This window comes from Mesorhizobium sp. M0808 (assembly GCF_040320025.1).
Lineage (GTDB): Bacteria > Pseudomonadota > Alphaproteobacteria > Rhizobiales > Rhizobiaceae > Mesorhizobium.
This window is the reverse complement of record NZ_JAMYOX010000003.1, coordinates 292967-311784: the sequence shown is the minus strand read 5'-3', so window position 1 is coordinate 311784 and position 18818 is coordinate 292967. Positions and strand designations below refer to the sequence as shown.

The 18818-nt window shown below is 63.7% G+C and carries 16 protein-coding genes and 1 riboswitch; of the genes, 8 read left to right on the top strand and 8 right to left on the bottom strand.

Annotated elements, in window-relative coordinates; all coding sequences use genetic code 11:
* Positions 1–10 precede the first annotated feature (10 nt).
* Positions 11–655 (bottom strand): thiamine diphosphokinase, encoded by a 645-nt coding sequence (locus NKI25_RS07285; RefSeq protein WP_352634191.1) that lies wholly within the window; start codon positions 653–655, stop codon positions 11–13.
* 127 nt (positions 656–782) lie between these two features.
* Positions 783–897: riboswitch (TPP riboswitch) on the top strand.
* 43 nt (positions 898–940) lie between these two features.
* Between NKI25_RS07285 and thiB the strand changes: the two genes are divergently transcribed.
* The 4 genes from thiB (at position 941) to NKI25_RS07265 (ending at position 6330) form a co-directional block, all read left to right on the top strand.
* Positions 941–1954 carry a thiamine ABC transporter substrate binding subunit gene (gene thiB / locus NKI25_RS07280; RefSeq protein ID WP_031213213.1) on the top strand — a complete coding sequence of 338 codons (1014 nt, stop codon included), beginning with the start codon at positions 941–943 and terminating at the stop codon, positions 1952–1954.
* Positions 1955–2199: 245 nt separating this feature from the next.
* Entirely contained in the window at positions 2200–3819 is a 1620-nt protein-coding gene (thiP, locus tag NKI25_RS07275; RefSeq protein WP_352998290.1) for a thiamine/thiamine pyrophosphate ABC transporter permease, read from the top strand.
* Entirely contained in the window at positions 3816–4607 is a 792-nt protein-coding gene (gene thiQ, locus NKI25_RS07270; RefSeq protein WP_352574749.1) for a thiamine ABC transporter ATP-binding protein, read from the top strand. The genes thiP and thiQ overlap by 4 nt, the downstream gene beginning before the upstream one ends.
* 253 nt (positions 4608–4860) lie before the next feature.
* Positions 4861–6330, top strand: a complete 1470-nt coding sequence (locus NKI25_RS07265; RefSeq protein ID WP_352574751.1) for a M48 family metalloprotease — start codon at positions 4861–4863, stop codon at positions 6328–6330.
* A gap of 13 nt (positions 6331–6343) precedes the next feature.
* Here NKI25_RS07265 and NKI25_RS07260 read toward each other — a convergent pair whose 3' ends face one another.
* Positions 6344–7201, bottom strand: a complete 858-nt coding sequence (locus NKI25_RS07260; protein ID WP_023680558.1) for an RNA polymerase factor sigma-32 — start codon at positions 7199–7201, stop codon at positions 6344–6346.
* Positions 7202–7526: 325 nt separating this feature from the next.
* On the opposite strand from NKI25_RS07260, the gene NKI25_RS07255 reads away from it, so the two are divergent.
* The 3 genes from NKI25_RS07255 (at position 7527) to NKI25_RS07245 (ending at position 9870) form a co-directional block, all read left to right on the top strand.
* Positions 7527–8300 carry an amino acid ABC transporter substrate-binding protein gene (locus tag NKI25_RS07255; protein WP_023721021.1) on the top strand — a complete coding sequence of 258 codons (774 nt, stop codon included), beginning with the start codon at positions 7527–7529 and terminating at the stop codon, positions 8298–8300.
* 122 nt (positions 8301–8422) lie between these two features.
* Positions 8423–9103 carry an ABC transporter permease subunit gene (locus NKI25_RS07250; RefSeq protein WP_023721020.1) on the top strand — a complete coding sequence of 227 codons (681 nt, stop codon included), beginning with the start codon at positions 8423–8425 and terminating at the stop codon, positions 9101–9103.
* Entirely contained in the window at positions 9100–9870 is a 771-nt protein-coding gene (locus NKI25_RS07245) for an amino acid ABC transporter ATP-binding protein (protein WP_352452513.1), read from the top strand. The genes NKI25_RS07250 and NKI25_RS07245 overlap by 4 nt, the downstream gene beginning before the upstream one ends.
* A gap of 78 nt (positions 9871–9948) precedes the next feature.
* Here the strand turns inward: NKI25_RS07245 and NKI25_RS07240 are convergent, their stop codons facing one another.
* The 6 genes from NKI25_RS07240 to NKI25_RS07215 all read right to left on the bottom strand — a co-directional run bounded on the left by NKI25_RS07240 (position 9949) and on the right by NKI25_RS07215 (position 17931).
* Positions 9949–10530 (bottom strand): CarD family transcriptional regulator, encoded by a 582-nt coding sequence (locus tag NKI25_RS07240; protein WP_006327799.1) that lies wholly within the window; start codon positions 10528–10530, stop codon positions 9949–9951.
* 368 nt (positions 10531–10898) lie between these two features.
* Positions 10899–11237: a ferredoxin FdxA gene (gene fdxA / locus NKI25_RS07235; RefSeq protein WP_023680554.1), complete on the bottom strand. Its 339-nt coding sequence runs from the start codon at positions 11235–11237 to the stop codon at positions 10899–10901.
* Between the two features lie 148 nt (positions 11238–11385).
* A complete protein-coding gene (locus NKI25_RS07230) occupies positions 11386–11772 on the bottom strand; it encodes an RNA-binding S4 domain-containing protein (protein WP_023680553.1) in 387 nt (128 codons plus the stop codon).
* 12 nt (positions 11773–11784) lie between these two features.
* Positions 11785–15192, bottom strand: coding sequence for a helicase-related protein (locus NKI25_RS07225; RefSeq protein WP_352574753.1), 3408 nt, complete (start codon positions 15190–15192; stop codon positions 11785–11787).
* Between the two features lie 731 nt (positions 15193–15923).
* Positions 15924–16649 (bottom strand): acetoacetyl-CoA reductase, encoded by a 726-nt coding sequence (gene phbB, locus NKI25_RS07220; protein WP_352572008.1) that lies wholly within the window; start codon positions 16647–16649, stop codon positions 15924–15926.
* Positions 16650–16743: 94 nt separating this feature from the next.
* A complete protein-coding gene (locus NKI25_RS07215; RefSeq protein ID WP_352572007.1) occupies positions 16744–17931 on the bottom strand; it encodes an acetyl-CoA C-acetyltransferase in 1188 nt (395 codons plus the stop codon).
* 278 nt (positions 17932–18209) lie between these two features.
* Between NKI25_RS07215 and phaR the strand changes: the two genes are divergently transcribed.
* A complete protein-coding gene (gene phaR, locus NKI25_RS07210; protein WP_352454871.1) occupies positions 18210–18818 on the top strand; it encodes a polyhydroxyalkanoate synthesis repressor PhaR in 609 nt (202 codons plus the stop codon).

The following is an 18818-nucleotide window of genomic DNA, read 5'->3' as shown; positions in this document are numbered from 1 at the left end:
CTTTCTGGGCTCAGCTTTCCGGAAAAGGGTAGGGATGCGCGAGCAGCAGCGCACGGCCGCTGGCCAGCGCGATTTCCAGCCGGCCCCTGACCTCGTTGGAAATGGTCAGCGACGAGCCGAACGCAACCTCGACATGGTCGAGCGGCCATTTGGCGCCGGTGACTGTCAGGCCGGCGAGATCCGAAAAGCCGAGCACCGAAAACAGCGTGCCGTCGACATAGTCGAAGCCAGTCTTTCCAGGCAGCAAAGGAATGCCTTCCTGTGCGCCGCTGGTCAAAAGCACTTCCGTTCCGCCTTCCGCCAGCCGGACGCTCAGCGCCAGATGCAGGAAGATGTGGTCGGTGCGTTTGCCGCCGAAGGCGCCTGCGAGCACAAGGCTGGTCGCACCGCGTTCGAGCGCGGCGGCGATAGCGAGTTCACCGTCGGTCTTGTCCTTTTCGGCGGGAAATACCTGCCGTGGCACGGCGGCCAGATCTTCCGGCAAATCGGCAGGCACCGAATCGAAATCGCCGACCCAGAGTTCCGGCCTCAGGCCCAGCATGCGGGCATGACCGATGCCGGCATCGGCGGCGATGACGCGGGAGCCTTCGACCTGGCGGTCGAGCAGCGGCGTGCGGATGAGATCGCCGCCAAGCAGGATGGTGAATGTGCTCATATCTCGTGGCCCTTACCAGCCCTGCCCCGGGAACGGAAGATGAAACGGCAGACGAAACGGAAGGCTGGGCTTTGGATGCCCGGCAAACTTCCGCTTGCGCAGCACTTCGGCCGGGCCTATGTGTCGCAACGCTCTAACGGGGTGCCGGACGCGATTTTCGCGGACCGGCTGAGAGGCAAGACTGCCAACCCGCTGAACCTGATCCGGTTTGTACCGGCGGAGGGATTAGACGTTTCGGACAGCCCGACGCCTCAATTCCTTTCAACGCGAACGAAGGAGGCGCCGATGCGCAGTTTTTTCCACTCTCTTGTCTCAATTGTCCTGCTTGCGGCATCCGCGCTCGCCTTGCCAGGGCAGGCATCGGCACAGGATAGACTGACGGTCTATACCTATGAAAGCTTCACCGCCGATTGGGGTCCGGGACCGGCGGTGAAGAAGGCCTTCGAGGCCGAATGCAGTTGCGTCGTCGAATTCGTCTCGGTCGCCGACGGCGTGGCGCTGCTCAACCGTGTGAAGCTGGAAGGCGCCGCGACCAAGGCCGATATCGTACTTGGCCTCGATACCAATTTGACGGCGGATGCCAAGGCAACCGGCCTGTTTTCGCCGCATGGCGCAATATCGGGCGTCAGTGTGCCGGGCGGCTGGAGCGACGATATTTTCGTGCCGTTCGACTATGGCTATTTCGCCGTCGTCTACGATACCGAAAAACTGAAGAGCCCGCCGAAGAGCCTCAGGGAATTGGTCGAGGGCGATGCCGGAGAGAAGATCGTCATCCAGGATCCGCGCACCTCGACGCCGGGCCTTGGCCTGCTGCTGTGGGTCAAGTCGGTCTATGGCGACAAGGCGCCGGAAGCCTGGGCCAAACTCAAGGCGAAGGTGCTGACGGTAACGCCGGGCTGGAGCGAGGCCTACGGCCTGTTCACCAAGGGCGAGGCGCCGATGGTGCTGTCCTACACCACCTCGCCGGCCTACCACATGGTCGCCGAAAACACCGAGCGCTACCAGGCGGCGTCCTTCGAGGAGGGCGAATATCTGCAGATCGAGGTTGCGGGGATCACCACCAAGGGTGCGAAGAACCCGCTGGCAGAAAAGTTCATTGCCTTCATGACCGGACCGAAATTCCAGGATGTCATTCCCGAAACCAACTGGATGTTCCCGGCCGGCAAAACCGACAAGCCGCTCAACCCGGCGTTCGACAAGCTGGTCAAGCCGACCAAGACCTTGCTGTTCAGCCCGGAAGACGTCGCGGCCAACCGCAAGGCCTGGGTCGATGAGTGGCTTGCGGCGATGAGCAAGTAGGGCTCAAGCCTCGTCGGATGTTTACGCCAAGCCACCCCCCTCTGGCCTGCCGGCCATCTCCTCCTCAAGGGGGGAGATCGGCAGCTTTGTCGCCTCTCCTCGTCCTGCCACTTGTGAGATTGGCGAAGGCGGCTGAGTGCGCAATCTCCCCCCTTGAGGGGGAGATGGCCGGCAGGCCAGAGAGGGGTGGGCTCGGCCATTGTCAGGTATTTCCTTCGATCAACGCCTGTCTCGGGTAGCGCGACATGCGTACGCGTCATCCGGCCGATCCCCGCGTCACTGCCGGCATCGTCGCGCTCGCCGCCATCGCGCTGCTGATCGGCGGTGCATTCGCCGGGCTCGTCGTCGAAGCCACACGCGACCTGTCCGGCGCCGCCGCCGCTTTCGATTCCTATCTCTTGCGCGTCGTCCGTTTCACGCTCTGGCAGGCTCTGCTGTCGACCCTGCTCTCCGTTGCACCGGCGCTGTTCGTCGCGCGCGCCCTGTCGCGGCATCCGCGTTTTTTCGGGCGAGGCTTCATCCTCCAGCTTTTCGCCGTGCCGCTGGCGCTGCCGGCCATTGTTGCCGCACTCGGTGTCTTGGCACTCTATGGCCGCGCCGGGTATTTCGCCGGCACGCTCGGCGCGATTGGCGGCCAGAGCTGGCCCGGCATCTATGGCCTGTCGGGCATACTCGTCGCCCATGTCTTCTTCAACCTGCCGCTGGCGACGCGGCTGTTCCTGGAGGCGTTGCAGACCGTGCCGGCCGACCAATGGCGGCTGGCGAGCCAGCTTGGCATGGGTGCTGCGCCGGCCTTCCGGCTGATCGAATGGCCGCCGCTGCGTGCGGCCTTGCCGGGCGTTGCCGGGCTCGTTTTCATGCTGTGCATCACCTCCTTCACCATCGTGCTTACGCTCGGCGGCGGACCCAGCGCGACGACGCTGGAGGTTGCCATCTACCAGGCGCTGCGTTTCGACTTCGACCCGGCGCGGGCTGTGACGCTGACCCTGCTGCAGATTGCCCTGACCTTCGTCGTCGTGCTGGCCTTGACGCGGCTCGGCGCCAATATGGTAGGGGATGCCAATCTGCCGGTGGCGCCGCGCCGGTATTTTTCAGCCGGTGCGGCCGAGACCGTGCTGAACGCATTGGCGATCGGGCTGGCACTGCTGTTTGTCGCCGGGCCGATGGCGGCCACGTTGGCAGCCGGGCTTGGCGCCGATCTCGGCCGCCTGGCCGGCGAGAGCGCGGTGCGGCAAGCGACGGCGACCAGTGCCGTGCTCTCCCTCCTATCGGCGCTGCTCTCTGTGGCGTTGTCGCTGTCGCTGGTCATGGCGCGCCGGGCGCTGGCGCTCACCCGGCGGCAGGGCCGGCGGACACTGCTCGAACATCTGGCCGACACCGGTGCGGGGTTCGTCCTGGTGGTGCCGCCCATCGTCATCGGCGCCGGCTGGTTCCTGCTCTTGCGCACCGTCGGCGATGTCTTTGCGATCGCCCCTGTCATGGTCGTTACGGTCAATGCGGTGATGGCGATGCCGTTCGCCATCCGCGCCATTCGCCCTGCCTATGACGCGGCGAGCGAACGCCACGAACGGCTCTGCGCACAGCTTGGTATCTTGGGCTGGAACCGGTTGCGGCTGGTCGACTGGCCGTCGCTGCGGCGGCCGCTCGCCACCGGCTTCGCGTTCGCCATGGCGCTGTCGCTCGGCGATCTCGGCGTCATTGCGCTATTCGGCAGCGATTCCGTGCAGACCTTGCCCTATCTGCTGCTGGCGCGCATGGGCAGTTACCGCACCGAGGATGCGGCCGGCCTGGCGCTGCTGCTCGGCCTTGTCTGCCTGGCGCTGGTGTTGGCCGCAGACTGGCTGGGAAGGAGGGAGAAATCATGATGCCGATCAGCCCGGAACGGTCCATTTCCGTCGAAAAAGGCGCGGCCGTGCGGCTCGATAATGTCTCGTTCAGCTATGGTGAAACGCCGCTTATATTCGATGTCGATTTCCCGGCGTCGGAAATCACCGCCATCATGGGGCCGAGCGGTTCGGGAAAGTCGACGCTGCTCAATCTGGTGGCCGGCTTCGAGACGCCGCGGTCGGGCCGCGTGCTGATCGGCGGCGCCGACGTCAGCACTGCGCCGCCATCAGCGCGGCCGGTATCGATGGTGTTCCAGGAAAACAACCTGTTTGCCCATCTGTCCCTCGAGCAGAATGTCGGGCTCGGCCGCTCGCCTTCGCTCAGGCTGAGCGACGCTGACCGCGCCGCAATCGCCGCAGCGCTGAAGCGCGTCGGCCTTGCCGGCAAGGAAAGCCGGCTGCCGCGCGAACTCTCCGGCGGCGAGCGGCAGCGCGTCGCGCTCGCCCGTGTCCTGGTGCGCGACCGGCCGGTGTTGTTGCTCGACGAGCCGTTCGCTTCGCTCGGACCGGCACTGCGCGACGACATGCTCGACCTGGTGGCCGACGTCCATTCGGAGCAGTGCATGACGGTGCTATTCGTCACGCACCAGCCGGACGATGCGCGCCGTATCGGCCAAAACATGGTTTTCCTGGATGGTGGCACGGTTGCCGCGACGGGCACCGCGGCCGATTTTTTCGTCGGGGCTGGACCGGAGGCATTCCGACGCTATATCGGCTCGGGTCCGTTTGCGGTTGGATCACGAGATGTTGCCCGGAAGCGGACATAATTTATGGTCAAACCGGCGGAAGGCGAAGCGGCGCTTGCTTGCCATGGTCGAGGTAGTGTGGCTAGGTCCGCCAGGAGCTGGTCCGGCCTAGACCGTGATTTGCCCTTGCTGCCTCGCATCTGTCGGACGCACGAAGGACGCCGTAGCACTTGATTTGCGCGTGATGCTTTCCGGAAATCGCGCCCGATTTTCGCGGTCACGTGCCAGGACTTGAAAGGAAGCCGATCTGCCGACCGGCATCGACAATCGGAGGGTGAAACCGCTGGCGCGCTTTCTGGCGCTGGCCGGTCTCGCCGTGGCGCTGGCAAGCTGCCAGATGTTCACGCCTCCCGACGTGCAGGAATCAGGCTTTCAGCCCTCAGACAAGCCGATCACGGTCGACAATGTCGCCGCCAACGGCAAGCTCGCTCAACTGGCGAAGGCGCAGCACCCGCGCATCCTCGCCACCTATGGCGGCGAATATTCCGACCCCAAGCTCGAGCGCATGGTGGCCAAGATCGTCGGCAGACTGACCGTGGTGTCGGCCAACCCAACCCAGACCTACCGCATCACCATCCTCAACTCGCCCAACGTCAATGCCTTCGCGCTGCCGGGCGGTTATCTCTACATCACCCGCGGCCTGCTTGCGCTGGCCAACGATTCGGCCGAGCTTGCCGCCGTCATTGCGCATGAGATGGGCCACGTTACGGCCAACCACGGCCTGCAGCGCCAGCAACTGGAAGCCGAGGAGGGGTTGGCGACCAAGGTCGTTTCGGATGTGCTCGGCGACAACCCGACGGCCAAGGCGGCACTGATCCGCGGCAAGCTGAGGCTGGCCCAGTTCTCGCGCAATCAGGAGCTGGAGGCCGACGCAATCGGCATCAAGTCGATCGGCGAAGCCGGTTTCGATCCCTACGCCGCCGGCCGCTTCCTGCAGTCGATGTCGGCCTATACCGATTTCCGCTCGATCAGCGGCGCTACCGACGCCAGCCTCGACTTCCTGGCGACGCACCCCAACACGCCGCAGCGTATCGATCTCGCGCAGCGCCACGCCCGCCAGTTCGGCGCGCCCGGTGTCGGGTCGCGCGACCGCGATTCATTTCTTGCCGGCGTAGACGGGCTGCTTTACGGCGACACGCCGGAGGAAGGCTATGTGCGCGGCGAAACCTTCCTGCATCCTGGCCTCGGCGTGTCGTTCTCGGTGCCCAACGGCTTCATCATCGACAATTCGGCGGCGGCGGTGACGGCGACCGGCCCGGGCGACATGGCGATCCGCTTCGACGGCGTTTCGATCGACAAGAACCGCTCGCTGACCGACTACATCCGCAGCGGTTGGGTTGCCGGCCTCGACGACAGCAGCGTGCGCCAGGAGACGATCAACGGCAACGAAGCGGCAACCGCGCATGCCGGCGCCGATGGCTGGCAATTCGATATTGCGGTGATCCGCGCCGGCGGCCAGGTCTACCGCTTGCTGACCGCGGCACCTTCGGCCAGCACCTCGCTGAGCACGGTGGCGCGCTCGGTCAGCGGCTCGTTCCGCATCCTGAGTGCTGCCGAGAAGGCGGCGTTGAAGCCGCTGCGTATCCGCATCGTCACGGTGCAACCCGGCCAGACAATGGGCTCCCTGGCCGCACAGATGGTCGGCGTCGACCGCAAGCTGGATTTGTTCAGGGTGCTCAACGCGCTGTCGCCGGGTGCCGCGGTTTCGGCCGGCGACAAGGTCAAGATCGTCACCGACAAATAGCAGCCGACGCGATTCAGGCTGCGAGAAATTCCGGATTCTGCTTTACCAGCGCCGCCTTGAGCTTTTCCATGGCGCGCGCCTCGATCTGCCGGACACGTTCCTTGGAGATGCCGAGCGTCTCGCCGAGCGCTTCGAGCGTCGCGCCCTCGTCGCTCAGCCGGCGTTCCTCGATAATCCTGAGCTCGCGCGCATTGAGAGCGCCGAGTGCCGTCTTCAGCCAGACAGAGCGGCGTTCGACGTCGATCGTATCGCCGACGACCTCATCGGGCAGCGGGTCATCCGAAACCAGGAACTCCATCCGCTCGGTTGCGCCCGCATCGTCGGCTAGCGGTGTGTTGAGCGAGCTGTCCGGCGCCGAAAGGCGGGAATCCATCATCGCCACATCGGCCTCCGATACCCCGAGAGCCGCCGACACTTCGCGGTAGAGCGTGGCATTCGACATCTGCTCGGCGCCGTTTGCCAGGCGGGCGCGCAGACGCCGCAGGTTGAAGAACAGCGCCTTTTGCGCCGAGCTAGTGCCGCCGCGCACGATCGACCAGTTGCGCAGGATATAGTCCTGCATCGAGGCGCGAATCCACCAAGTCGCGTAGGTCGAGAACCGGACCTCGCGCTCGGGCTCGAAACGGGCCGCTGCCTCCAGCAGCCCGACATGGCCTTCCTGGATCAGGTCGCCCAGCGGAAGGCCGTAGTGGCGAAACCGCGACGCCATGGAAATGACCAACCGCATATGCGCGACGGTGATGCGGTGCAGCGCGTGCTGGTCATTGTTTTCCTTCCAGCGCAGCGCCAGGAGATGCTCTTCGTCACGTTCCAGATAAGGGGCTTTCATCGCCGCGCGAACCATGGTCCGTCCTGCACTGTCTTCCATCATGCCGCGCTCCTGCTCCAGGCGTTGCGGTGCGATCGAATCGTGAGTTGGCGCCGATGGTTGAAATGGCGGCGCCGCGCCCTACAACAGCGAAGAACGTGCCATGCGGGGGAATGTTCCCCCGGACTGTCATGTCGATTGCGCTGTTCCAGGCGATTCGCCACCGGCCTTGACTCAGCCGGATGGCGCCCGGAGATGCTGGTTGAGAATTGGATTTCAAGGGCGCGAGATTTTTGAAATTTAGTTTCTTATTCTGGCATCGCGCATCTGTCATTTTCCGGCACTCGCAATGACGCCGGACATCGGCCGAGGACGGGATCACAGAAAAATGAAATGGCTCAAATCGCTCATCATCGCCGGAACGCTGCAGGTTCTGGCCATCGCCGCCGGTCACGCCGGCGCCAATCTCGACCAGATCAAGCAGTCCGGCGTCTTCAAGGTCGGCACGGAAGGAACCTATGCGCCCTTCACCTATCATGATGCTTCCGGCGCGCTGGTTGGCTTCGACGTCGAGATCGCGCGGGCCATCGCCGAGCGCCTCGGCGTCAAAGCCCAGTTCCTCGAAGGCAAATGGGACGGGCTGATCGCCGGTCTCGATGCCAACCGCTACGATGCCGTCATCAACGAGGTCGGCATCACCGAGGCGCGCAAGGCCAAATATGATTTCTCCGATCCTTACATCGCCTCCAAGGCGGTGCTGATCGTGCGCGGCGACAACACCGACATCAAGGGTTTCGCCGATCTCAAGGGCAAGAAGGCGGCGCAGTCGTTGACCTCGAATTTCGGCAAGCTGGCTGAAACCAACGGCGCCGAGCTCGTCGGCACCGACGGCTTCGACCAGTCGATCCAGCTGCTTCTTACCGGCCGCGCCGACGCCACCATCAACGACAGCCTGTCCTTCCTCGACTTCAAGAAGCACAAGCCCGACGCCAATGTGAAGATTGCCGCGCAGGAAGAAAACGCCGACTATTCCGGCGTCATCGTACGCAAGGGCGATCCGGAACTGGTGGCCGCCATCAATAAGGCGCTGGCCGACATCAAGGCCGACGGCACCTACCAGAAAATCGCCGACACCTATTTCGGCCAGGACGTTTCGAAGTAAAACGGCTTTCTCGTGTGGGCCGAACGCCGGCCCGCGTCGTTCATATCGCGGCGAGCTGTCTTTTGACGGCCCGCCGCTTTCGCGTGATATGAGCGACGGCAATCTGGCAAGGAGGAGCCTTCGTGCCGCACTGGCTGCAATTGATGCTGGAATCCCTGCCTACGCTGCTGTGGGCTGCACTGATCTTCACCGTGCCGTTGACGCTGCTGTCGTTTGCATTCGGTCTTGTCCTAGGCCTGGTTGTGGCGCTTGTCCGGCTGTTCGGTCCCAAACCGCTGGTCGCCGTGGTCCGCTTCTACGTCTGGATATTCCGCGGCACGCCGCTTCTCGTGCAACTGTTCCTTATCTTCTACGGCCTGCCATCGGTCGGCATCCTGCTCGACGCCTTTCCGGCAGCACTGATCGGCTTCACCTTGAACATCGGTGCTTATTCGTCGGAAATCATCCGCGCCGTCATCGGTTCGGTGCCCAAGGGCCAGTGGGAAGCGGCCTATTCGATCGGCATGACCTGGGCCCAGGCAATGCGGCGCACCATTCTTCCACAGGCGGGGCGCGTCGCCGTGCCGCCGCTGTCCAACACCTTCATCTCGCTGGTCAAGGACACTTCGCTCGCCGCCGCCATCACCGTGCCGGAGATGTTCCAGGCAGCGCAGCGCATCGTCGCCACCACCTATGAGCCGCTGATCCTCTATGTCGAGGCAGCGGCCCTCTATCTGGTCATGAGCTCCGTGCTGTCGGCCTTGCAGGCGCGGCTGGAAACGCGGCTCAACCGTTATGGCGGCTTCCTGGAGGCGCGCGCATGATCGGCCTCACCAACATCGAAAAGCGTTTCGGCGACAATTTGGTGCTGAAGGGCGTCACCGTCACCATCGAGGAAGGCAGCGTCACGGCGCTTGTCGGGCCGTCGGGCGGAGGGAAGAGCACGCTTTTGCGCTGCATCAACCTGCTCGAGCTGCCGACTTCAGGCACGGTACGGATCGGCGACGATGCACTCGAATTCCACCCCGGCGGCAGGGTCTCGACCAGGGATATCCAGCGACTGCGGCTGCAGACCGGCATGGTGTTCCAGAATTTCCAGTTGTTTCCGCATCGCACCGCGATCGAGAACATCATGGAGGGGCTGGTGACGGTGCTGAAATGGCCCAAGGAAAGGGCGCGCGAACGGGCGCTGGCCCTGCTCGAAAAGGTCGGCATGGCGCACAAGGCCGACGCCTGGCCGGCGACGCTGTCAGGTGGCCAGCAGCAGCGCGTGGCGATTGCCCGGGCGCTGGCGCCTTCGCCGAAGGTCCTGCTCTGCGACGAGCCGACCTCGGCACTCGATCCGGAACTGGCGCAGGAGGTGGTCGACGTGCTCGGCAAGCTCGCCAGCGAGGGCACGACCATGGTGATGGCGACGCATGACCTGCGGCTCGCCTCCAAGATCGCGCGGGAAGTGGTGTTCCTCGATGCCGGCAACATCGTCGAACAAGGCCCGGCCGCGGTGCTGTTCAGCAACCCGGAACGCCAGCGGACCAAGCGGTTCATTGCCACGCTGAAGCACGAGGCGGAAAGGGAGGGCGGCGAAGGTTAGATATGCCCGTCGCCGGTCAGCTAAGACAAAAAAACCCGGCGCAAGGCCGGGTTTTTCTGAATTCGAAAGCAAAAAAGCTCAGGCGGCTTCTTCCTGCTCGGCTTCCTCGTTGTCGGCCTTGGCGCCGCGCTTCGGGCCCTTGTTGAGGTTCACCTCGATGAGGCGCACCGCTTCGGTCTCCGACATGCGGTTGACGGCCGCGATCTCGCGGGCCATGCGGTCAAGCGCCGCCTCGTAGAGCTGGCGCTCGGAATAGGACTGCTCCGGCTGGTTATCGGCGCGGTAAAGGTCGCGCACCACTTCCGAGATCGAGATCAGATCGCCGGAGTTGATCTTGGCATCATATTCCTGGGCGCGGCGTGACCACATGGTGCGCTTGACGCGGGCGCGGCCCTGCACGACCTTCAGCGCGCGCTCGACATAATCCTCTTCCGACAGCTTGCGCATGCCGATCGAGGTCGCCTTGGCGACCGGCACCTTGAGGCGCATCTTGTCCTTCTGGAAGTCGATGACGAACAGCTCCAGCTTGTGGCCCGCGACTTCCTGCTCATCGATCGAGACGATCTGGCCGACACCATGCGCCGGATAGACGATGTACTCGCCGGTCTTGAAACCGTGGCGCGCTGCGGTGGACTTCTTCTGCGGGGTGATCGTTGCCATTACGCCCTGAACTCCTTGTTGTGGTACCGGCATCGTGCCGGCCCGAACTCGTGCGACCGGGGTGACCGGTCCTTAGCCACACAACGATGAACTCACCGGAAAGGCCAGGACCGGCAAATCGCAACATTGCGACCGCCTGCCCCAGATCGCTCTGGTCCGGATTGAGAAATTCACCTTTCAGTGATTTGGGGCGTTTGCGCCATAAATCGACGTTGTGTCACCGGCATGTTTGGTTGATATAACACAAAAAGTCGGAAGAATCAAGGTTTTGCTGCACGCGCGAAGGCCACGCGCCGTCGCCGCCTGTCAAGGCAGTTAATGTATCACGTCTGTTACGCGGCGTCAGGCCGCCGCAGCCGGCAGGCTCGTCAGTCGCCTTCGCCGGGCTCGGCGGAGAAATATTTCTCGAACTTGCCAGTTTCGCCATCGAAATTTTTAGCGTCGGCCGGCGGCTCCTTCTTGGCGGTGATGTTGGGCCATTTGTCGGCATATTCGGTGTTGATCTGCAGCCATTTGTCGAGGCCCGACTCGGTGTCGGGCTTGATCGCGTCGGCCGGGCATTCCGGTTCACAGACGCCGCAATCGATGCACTCGTCCGGGTGGATGACGAGCATGTTCTCACCTTCGTAGAAGCAGTCGACCGGACAGACCTCGATGCAGTCCATGTATTTGCATTTTATGCAATTGTCGGTCACGACATAGGTCATTGGTCGGCTCCGGGACGTCCCATTTTATTGGGCTTTTTTGGTGAGGTAACGCCTTTGTCCGCTGGTGGCAAGGGCGGCCCCTGCCAGCGGTGCCGCGGTTTCCGGAATGGAATTCCGGAAGGCCGGCAAAGCGGGCGTTCGACCTTGCTCAATCGTCGCCGAGCAGGTGGTCGGTCTGGCGGCGTTCCTTCTTCGTCGGGCGACCGCTGCCGGCCTCGCGCAACGGCGGCACCGCATCCGGAAGCGCCTCGCCCTTGGGCGCGGGGGGCGGCGACATGTCCTCGTAGAGCAGGCGGGCCTCTTCGGCCGGGCCACGCCGTACGCCGGTGCCAAGGACTTTCCAGACGAAGATCCGCCGCTCCAGCGTGATGGTCAAAACGTCGCCCGGCCGGACCGTATCGGAGGCCTGCGCTGCTTTGTCGCGATTGATGCGGACGCGTCCGGCGACGACCAGCTTGGCTGCCAGCGTGCGCGATTTTACCGCGCGCGAGAAGAACAGCCACTTGTCGATGCGCTGGCGGGCATCAGTGACCATTGGACGAGCAGCCTACTTCTTCAGCTGGTCGCGCAACGCGGCGAGCTTGGCGAAGGGCGAGTCCGGATCGAAGCGGACCGGGCGTTCCTCACGCGGCTTTGGCTGGAAGGCGGGCTTTGCGCCTTGGGCGCCGCCTTTGCCGTCCTGTCGGCCAGCCTTCCAGTCGGGCCGGTTTTCGCGCCGGTCCGGGCGTTCACCTTGCGGCTTGCCGGCGCGCTGTTCTGCCGCCTCGCCTTGCGGCCTGGGCTTGAACTTGCTGCGATCGAAGCGCGGCTTGCCGGCGCCGTCGCGCTGGTCGTGGCGCCCCTGACGGGCGGGCCGGTCGCCCGGCGTCGGTTGCCCGCCGGCATCTGCCGGCGCATCGCTGCGGCTGTCCGGCCCAGCTTGACCATTGCGCGCGCGATTGTCCCGATGATTGTCCCGGGGGCGGTTGTCATGCTGGCGATGACGCGGGCGCTGGTCGAAACGACCCTGCCGCCATAACAGGACAGGTTTTGGCTCCTCCGCTTCTGGAGCAGCTTCGCCGGAGACGGCTTCCGCCGTCGCTGCAGGTTCGGCCGGCGATGCTTCCGTAGTGTCGGAAACCGGCGGTTCTGCCGATGCCGCAGCCTCAGTTTCCGCCCCAAGTTCCGCCCTTGGCTCGGCCGCTGGTTCCGCAGGCGCTTCAGCAGTCGCCTCCGCGGCGGGCCGGGTCTCTTGCGTGACTTCTGCCGCAGCTTCAGGGGCTGGAGCTTCCGCGACAGGCTCTGCCGTCGCTTCGGTCACAGCTTCGGCCGCCGCCTCCGCAACAGGAGCCGCATCCGACACAGGTTCCGAAGCCTCCGCCGGCGGCTCTGCCGCGGCAGATGCTTCCGCCATCCTCGCCTGCTCGACTCGCGCAGCCTCTTCCGCCGCCTGCTTTGCAGCGGCAGCTTCACGCGCGGCATTGTCCTGTGCTTCGAGCCGCGCCTTGACCTCGGCCGCCGGTTTGGCATCGGCGCGATAGCCGAGTCCCTTCAGGATTTCTTCCATGTCGTCGGCGGTGGCGCCGAGAATCGACATCATCGGCGGCGTCACCATGAAGGACTGACCGTCATAGGCGCCGTCGGGGCGAGGGCCGAGGCCCGGCTTCCAGTTGGTCGCCGGCCGGATCAGGTCGGCCAGCCGTTCGAGAATATCGACGCGTACAGCACGCCGGCCAAGATTGCGGTAGCCGGCAAGCTTGTAGAAGGTCTTGTCGAAGGTCGGATCGATGACCACCGAGGTGCGGCCGGAGGCCAGTGCGTGAACGACATCGCCGAAGCCGGGCTTGTCCTTGCCGTCGTTTCTCAGCGCCCACAGCAGCGTTATCAGCCCCGCCGGCGCCGGTTTGATCAGCGCCGGCACGAAGACATGGTAGGCGCCGAAGCGCACTCCGAGACGGCGAAGCGCCGCGCGGCCTTCCTGGTCGAGGGATTTCATCTCGTCGGCGATGTCGCGACGGTTGATGAGGCCGAAATGCTCGACGAGCTGGAAAGCAATGCCGCGGCCGATGCCGGTGATCTGCTCCGCATTCTTGAGGTCGACCAGCGGCTTCAGCAGGGATTCGATCTGGAAGTTGACGAAGCGCTCGGCGCGCGCCGCAACCTTGTCGCGTGCCGGGCCGGTGAGTTGCTCGTCGGCGAGCAGAACGAGACGCGGCTTCAAAGCGTCTTCGCCGGCAACCAGCGTGCCGATCGGTGCGCCGATCCAGCGCAGCGTGCCATCCGAACCCAGCGCAATGTCGCCATTGGCAGAGGCGCCGAACCGCTCGGCCCGCGCTTCGAACTCGGCGGCAAGCGCCTTCTGCGCCGCCGCCCGCACCGCCTTGGCATCCTCGCCGCCGGCGCTCTGGTCGGCGGTGAAGCGGAAACCCTGCAGCTCGCCGACGTGATGGCCTTCGACGAGGACGGTTCCGGTTGGGCTGATTTCGGCTTCAGGCATCGTGTTTTCTCTAAGGCGCCGCATGAGGACGGAAGTCCTGCGGTCTACAAAACGTTTCGTCAACCGCTCATGCAGCGCATCCGACAATCTGTCTTCGATTTCGCGCGTCTTTTCCTGCCAGTGTGCCCGATCGGCCAGCCAGCCGGGCCGGTTGGAGACGAAGGTCCATGTGCGGATCTGGGCAATCCTGTGCGATAGCGTGTCGATGTCGCCTTCGGTGGTGTCGGCACGGCGCACCTGCTCGGCCATGTAGTTCTCGTCGACATGGCCGTGCCTGGCAAGGTCCATGTAGATGGAGGCGATCAAGTCGGCGTGCTGGGCCGGCGCGATCTTCCTGTAGTCGGGCAGCGCGCAGGCTTCCCACAGCAGCGCCACGCGTCTGGCATCGGTGGTGAGTGCCCGGACGTCCTCGTCGCGCGACAGATGCTCGAGCGCCTGCGCGTCTACTGCCGGCAGCGCGCGCGTCAGGCCTTCGACCGGGGCGTTGGTCTCGATCGAGCGCTTCAGCGCATCGAGGTTGGCGAAATCGAAATGCGCGGTACGCCACTGCAGCACTTTCACCGGATCGAAATCATGCGCCTCGATCTTGTTGACCAGTTCATCATCCAGCGGATCGACCTGGCCGGTGACGCCGAAGGTGCCGTCGCGCAGATGCCGGCCGGCCCGGCCGGCAATCTGGCCGAGCTCGGCCGCCGTCAGGTTGCGGTACTGGTAGCCGTCGAATTTGCGGTTCTGGGCGAAGGCGACGTGGTCGAGGTCGAGGTTGAGGCCCATGCCGATGGCGTCGGTGGCGACGAGGTAGTCGACGTCGCCCGACTGGAACAGCGCCACCTGGGCGTTGCGGGTGCGCGGGCTGAGTGCGCCGAGCACGACGGCGGCACCGCCCTGCTGGCGGCGGATCAGCTCGGCGATGGCATAGACCTCGTCGGCCGAGAAGGCGACGATCGCGGTGCGCCGCGGCAGGCGGGTCAGCTTCTTCGAGCCGACATAGGCAAGATGCGACAGGCGTGGCCGGGTCACCACCGACACGCCCCGCAGCAGGCGCTGCAGGATGCCGTGCATGGTGGCCGCACCCAGCAGCAGCGTCTCCTGGCGGCCGCGTAGATGCAGGATGCGATCGGTGAAGATGTGGCCGCGTTCGAGATCGCCGGCGAGCTGGACCTCGTCGATGGCAACGAAGGCGGCGTCGGTCTCGCGCGGCATCGCTTCCACGGTGCAGACCGAGTATTTCGCGCCAGCCGGCTGGATCTTTTCCTCGCCGGTGATGAGCGCAACCTTATGGGCGCCGACCTTCTCGCAGACGCGCGTATAGACCTCGCGGGCAAGCAGCCTGAGCGGCAGGCCGATGACGCCGCTTTCGTGCGCCACCATGCGTTCGATGGCGAGGTGGGTCTTGCCGGTGTTGGTCGGGCCGAGCACGGCCGTCACGTCTCGACCCGACAGGATCAGCGGTTCAGTGTGTTTCGGATAGATGTTCATCGGCCTGGAAATAAGGCTCTCTGCCTCGCATTGTCGGGAGCGCGCCCATATTGGCCGCGTATGACAGGCGACACATAGGGATTTCGGGCACGAAGCGAAAGCGGAATATGCCGAGGGCAGGCCGATTGGTTGGTTCGAAGCCAGAAAATCTGTTCCCGATTAACAGTTGGAACGAGTCTGGAACGAATCAGCGACGAATCACTGACTCACGCTGATTCAGGGTTTGTTCACGGCTACATCTGGGTTTTCTGTCGGCGTACCTCACCACATGCTGAATCACGGAAACTGGCCCGATTTATGCAGGCGGCATCCACGCGAGCACTGCGGTTAACCTCTGCCGGTGAATGGTCGTGGCTGGCCAATCTGCTTCGCACAACATTATGCAATTATTGATGTTTCCTAACGCGCTTTAATCATTTCGAGGGTGTTTTCAGCTCTCGCCGTTAACGTTCCGCTCAAAGCCGGAACGAATCGGCGACGAATCAGAGATAGCCGAAGTTTCTTGGTTTGTTCACCGCAGCATGTTGTGTTGTGAACAGCTTTTCCACCTAGAATCCACAGGCTGCCGGGCGGTTTTTGCACAGGCTGCGAGTTTGCCGTTAACCTTTGCGTGCCGGATTGGGGCAGCGTGCTGCATCGAGATCTTGCAACGGGAAGACCGCTATAGAAACGGGCCGTTTTGCAGGCCCGTTCGTCCAAGCGCGTATCTGTCTCAACGTAAAGATAAACGATCAGGCGATGTACTGGCCGCCATTGGCTGATATGGTCGAGCCGGTGATGAAACCGGCATCGTCGGAAGCGAGGAAGACGACGCAGCGCGCGATTTCCTCCGGCTCGCCGAGACGGCCGACCGGGATGTGCGGGATGACGCGCTCGTTGAGGACCTTCTCGTCCATTGCCTTGACCATCTCGGTGGCGATGTACCCGGGGCAAATGACGTTGACGGTGATGCCGGCGCGCGCGCCTTCCTGGGCCAGTGCCTTGGTGAAGCCGATATCGCCGGCCTTCGAGGCCGAATAATTGACCTGGCCGGCCTGGCCTTTCTGGCCGTTGATCGAGGAGATGGTGATGATGCGACCGAACTTGCGGTCGCGCATGCCGCCCCACAACGGATGCGTCATGTTGAAGACGCCGGAAAGGTTGGTGTCGAGGACCTCTTTCCATTGCTCGCGCGTCATCTTGTGGAACATCGCGTCGCGAGTGATGCCGGCATTGTTGACCAGCACCGAGACGGGACCGAGATCGGCTTCGATCTGTTTGATGCCGGCGGCGCAGGCCTCGTAGTCGGCGACCGACCATCTATAGACCGGGATGCCGGTCGCGGCCTTGAACTTTGCCGCCGCTTCCTCATTGCCGGCGTAGTTTGCGGCGACCGAATAGCCGGCGCTTTTCAAGGCGACCGATATCGCCGCGCCGATGCCGCGCGACCCGCCTGTGACGATTGCAACCTTTGTCATGCGTTTCCCTCCCAGAGTGAATGGTGAATGGTGAATGGTTATTGCGTAAGCCCTCCGATCTTCCATTCACCATTCACCATTCACAATTTGCCATTCATCCCATTGCTTCCACGCACATGGCAACACCCATGCCGCCGCCGATGCACAGCGTGGCAAGGCCTTTCTTGGCACTTCTGCGGCGCATCTCGTAGACCAGCGTGTTGAAGATGCGGGCGCCCGAGGCGCCGACCGGATGGCCGATGGCGATGGCGCCGCCATTGACGTTGACGATGGCCGGATCCCAGCCCATGTCCTTGTTGACGGCGCAGGCCTGCGCGGCAAAGGCCTCGTTGGCTTCGACCAGATCGAGGTCGCCGACCGACCAGCCGGCCTTGGCCAGCGCCTTGCGCGAGGAGGGGATCGGTCCCGTCCCCATGATCTGCGGGTCGACACCGGCGGTCGCCCAGGAAACGATACGCACCAGCGGTGTGATGCCGCGCCTTGCGGCTTCCGCTTCGGTCATCAGCACCACGGCGGCGGCACCGTCGTTGATGCCGGAAGCATTGGCAGCAGTCACCGTGCCTTCCTTATCGAAGGCGGGCTTGAGCTTGGTCATGGCATCGATTGTCGCGCCGTGGCGGATGTATTCATCCTGGTCGACTACGGTGTCGCCCTTCCTGCCCTTGACTGTAAAGGCAACGATCTCGTCCTTGAATTTCCCGGCTTTCTGCGCGGCCTCGGCCTTGTTCTGGGAAGCCAGTGCGAACTGGTCCTGGTCGTCGCGGGTGATCTGGAACTGGCGGGCGACGTTCTCAGCGGTGTTGCCCATATGATAGCCATAGAAGGCATCGGTCAGGCCGTCCTTGATCATGGTGTCGATCAGCTTGAAATCGCCCATCTTGACGCCACCGCGCAGATGCTGTGCATGCGGAGCCATCGACATCGATTCCTGGCCGCCGGCAACGATGATCCTCGCGTCGCCCTGGGCGATCTGCTGCATGCCGAGCGCGATGGCGCGCAAGCCCGAGCCGCAGAGCTGGTTCAGGCCCCAGGAGGTCGCCTCCTGCGGTACGCCGGCAGCCATTGCCGCCTGCCGCGCCGGGTTCTGCCCTTGAGCCGCGGTCAGGATCTGGCCGAGGATGACCTCGTCCACCTCCTTGCCGTCGACGCCGGCACGGACCAGCGCTTCCCTGACGGCGACGGCACCCAATTCATGGGCTGGGGTGTTGGCGAAGGCGCCGTTGAAGGAGCCGACGGGCGTGCGCGCTGCACTGGCGACAACGATGGCGTTGGAAGCGGACATATTCTTCTCCAGGCTTTCGGGGAACGATTTCGGGTGCCGTCGGGGACTTTTCTTGCCCTTTCCACAACCCGAGTCAAACCCGAAATGGGCATGGCGTTCCTCCGCGGCAAGCAGGCCGCGCGTCGCTGCGATGACGGCCCATCCGTGCTGCGCAGCATAAAATGGTCCCGCACTGCACAAACTGCTTGGATTCATGACGCTTTTGCGCATATCCTTTAAAAAGGCGCAATCGTTACCGGCGGCTTACTTAAGCTGCCCGGTGTCCGGGGAGGATGCAGATGGCCGCAAAAGACGAACCTATTGTTATCAAGAAATATGCCAATCGCCGTCTCTACAATACGGGCACCAGCACCTATGTGACGCTCGAGGATCTCGCTGAAATGGTCAAAAGAGGCGAGGACTTTACTGTCCAGGACGCCAAGACCGGTGACGACATCACGCATCCGGTACTGACCCAGATCATCTTCGAGCTGGAGAACAAGGACGGGCAGAACATGCTGCCGATCCCGTTCCTGCGTCAGCTCATCGCCTATTATGGCGACCAGATGCAGATGATCGTGCCGAGCTTTCTCGAGCAGTCGATGCTGGCCTTCTCGAAGGAGCAGGAGCGCTTTCGCGAGCAGATGAAAGATGCCCTCGGCAAGTCGCCGATGGACATGATGAAGATCGCGACACCAATCAAGGTGCTGGAGGAGCAGACGCGGCGCAACATGGAAATGTTCCAGAACGCCATGCGGCTGTTCACGCCGTTCCCGTCCGCGGGCTCGGCGCCGGCAGCAGCGCCGGCCGAACCGGCCAGGAAGGAAACGCCGGAAAAACCCGACGACCTCCAGGAGCTGAAGGAGCAGATCGCCGCGATGCAGCGTAAGCTCGACACGATGTCCTGA

Coding starts and splice junctions, on each gene's coding strand:
- NKI25_RS07285 (WP_352634191.1), bottom strand. CDS start 655: ATGAGCACATTCACCATCCTGCTTGGCGGCGATCTCATCCGCACGCCG.
- thiB (WP_031213213.1), top strand. CDS start 941: ATGCGCAGTTTTTTCCACTCTCTTGTCTCAATTGTCCTGCTTGCGGCA.
- thiP (WP_352998290.1), top strand. CDS start 2,200: ATGCGTACGCGTCATCCGGCCGATCCCCGCGTCACTGCCGGCATCGTC.
- thiQ (WP_352574749.1), top strand. CDS start 3,816: ATGATGCCGATCAGCCCGGAACGGTCCATTTCCGTCGAAAAAGGCGCG.
- NKI25_RS07260 (WP_023680558.1), bottom strand. CDS start 7,201: ATGATGGAAGACAGTGCAGGACGGACCATGGTTCGCGCGGCGATGAAA.
- NKI25_RS07255 (WP_023721021.1), top strand. CDS start 7,527: ATGAAATGGCTCAAATCGCTCATCATCGCCGGAACGCTGCAGGTTCTG.
- NKI25_RS07245 (WP_352452513.1), top strand. CDS start 9,100: ATGATCGGCCTCACCAACATCGAAAAGCGTTTCGGCGACAATTTGGTG.
- NKI25_RS07240 (WP_006327799.1), bottom strand. CDS start 10,530: ATGGCAACGATCACCCCGCAGAAGAAGTCCACCGCAGCGCGCCACGGT.
- fdxA (WP_023680554.1), bottom strand. CDS start 11,237: ATGACCTATGTCGTGACCGACAATTGCATAAAATGCAAATACATGGAC.
- NKI25_RS07230 (WP_023680553.1), bottom strand. CDS start 11,772: ATGGTCACTGATGCCCGCCAGCGCATCGACAAGTGGCTGTTCTTCTCG.
- NKI25_RS07225 (WP_352574753.1), bottom strand. CDS start 15,192: ATGAACATCTATCCGAAACACACTGAACCGCTGATCCTGTCGGGTCGA.
- phbB (WP_352572008.1), bottom strand. CDS start 16,649: ATGACAAAGGTTGCAATCGTCACAGGCGGGTCGCGCGGCATCGGCGCG.
- NKI25_RS07215 (WP_352572007.1), bottom strand. CDS start 17,931: ATGTCCGCTTCCAACGCCATCGTTGTCGCCAGTGCAGCGCGCACGCCC.
- phaR (WP_352454871.1), top strand. CDS start 18,210: ATGGCCGCAAAAGACGAACCTATTGTTATCAAGAAATATGCCAATCGC.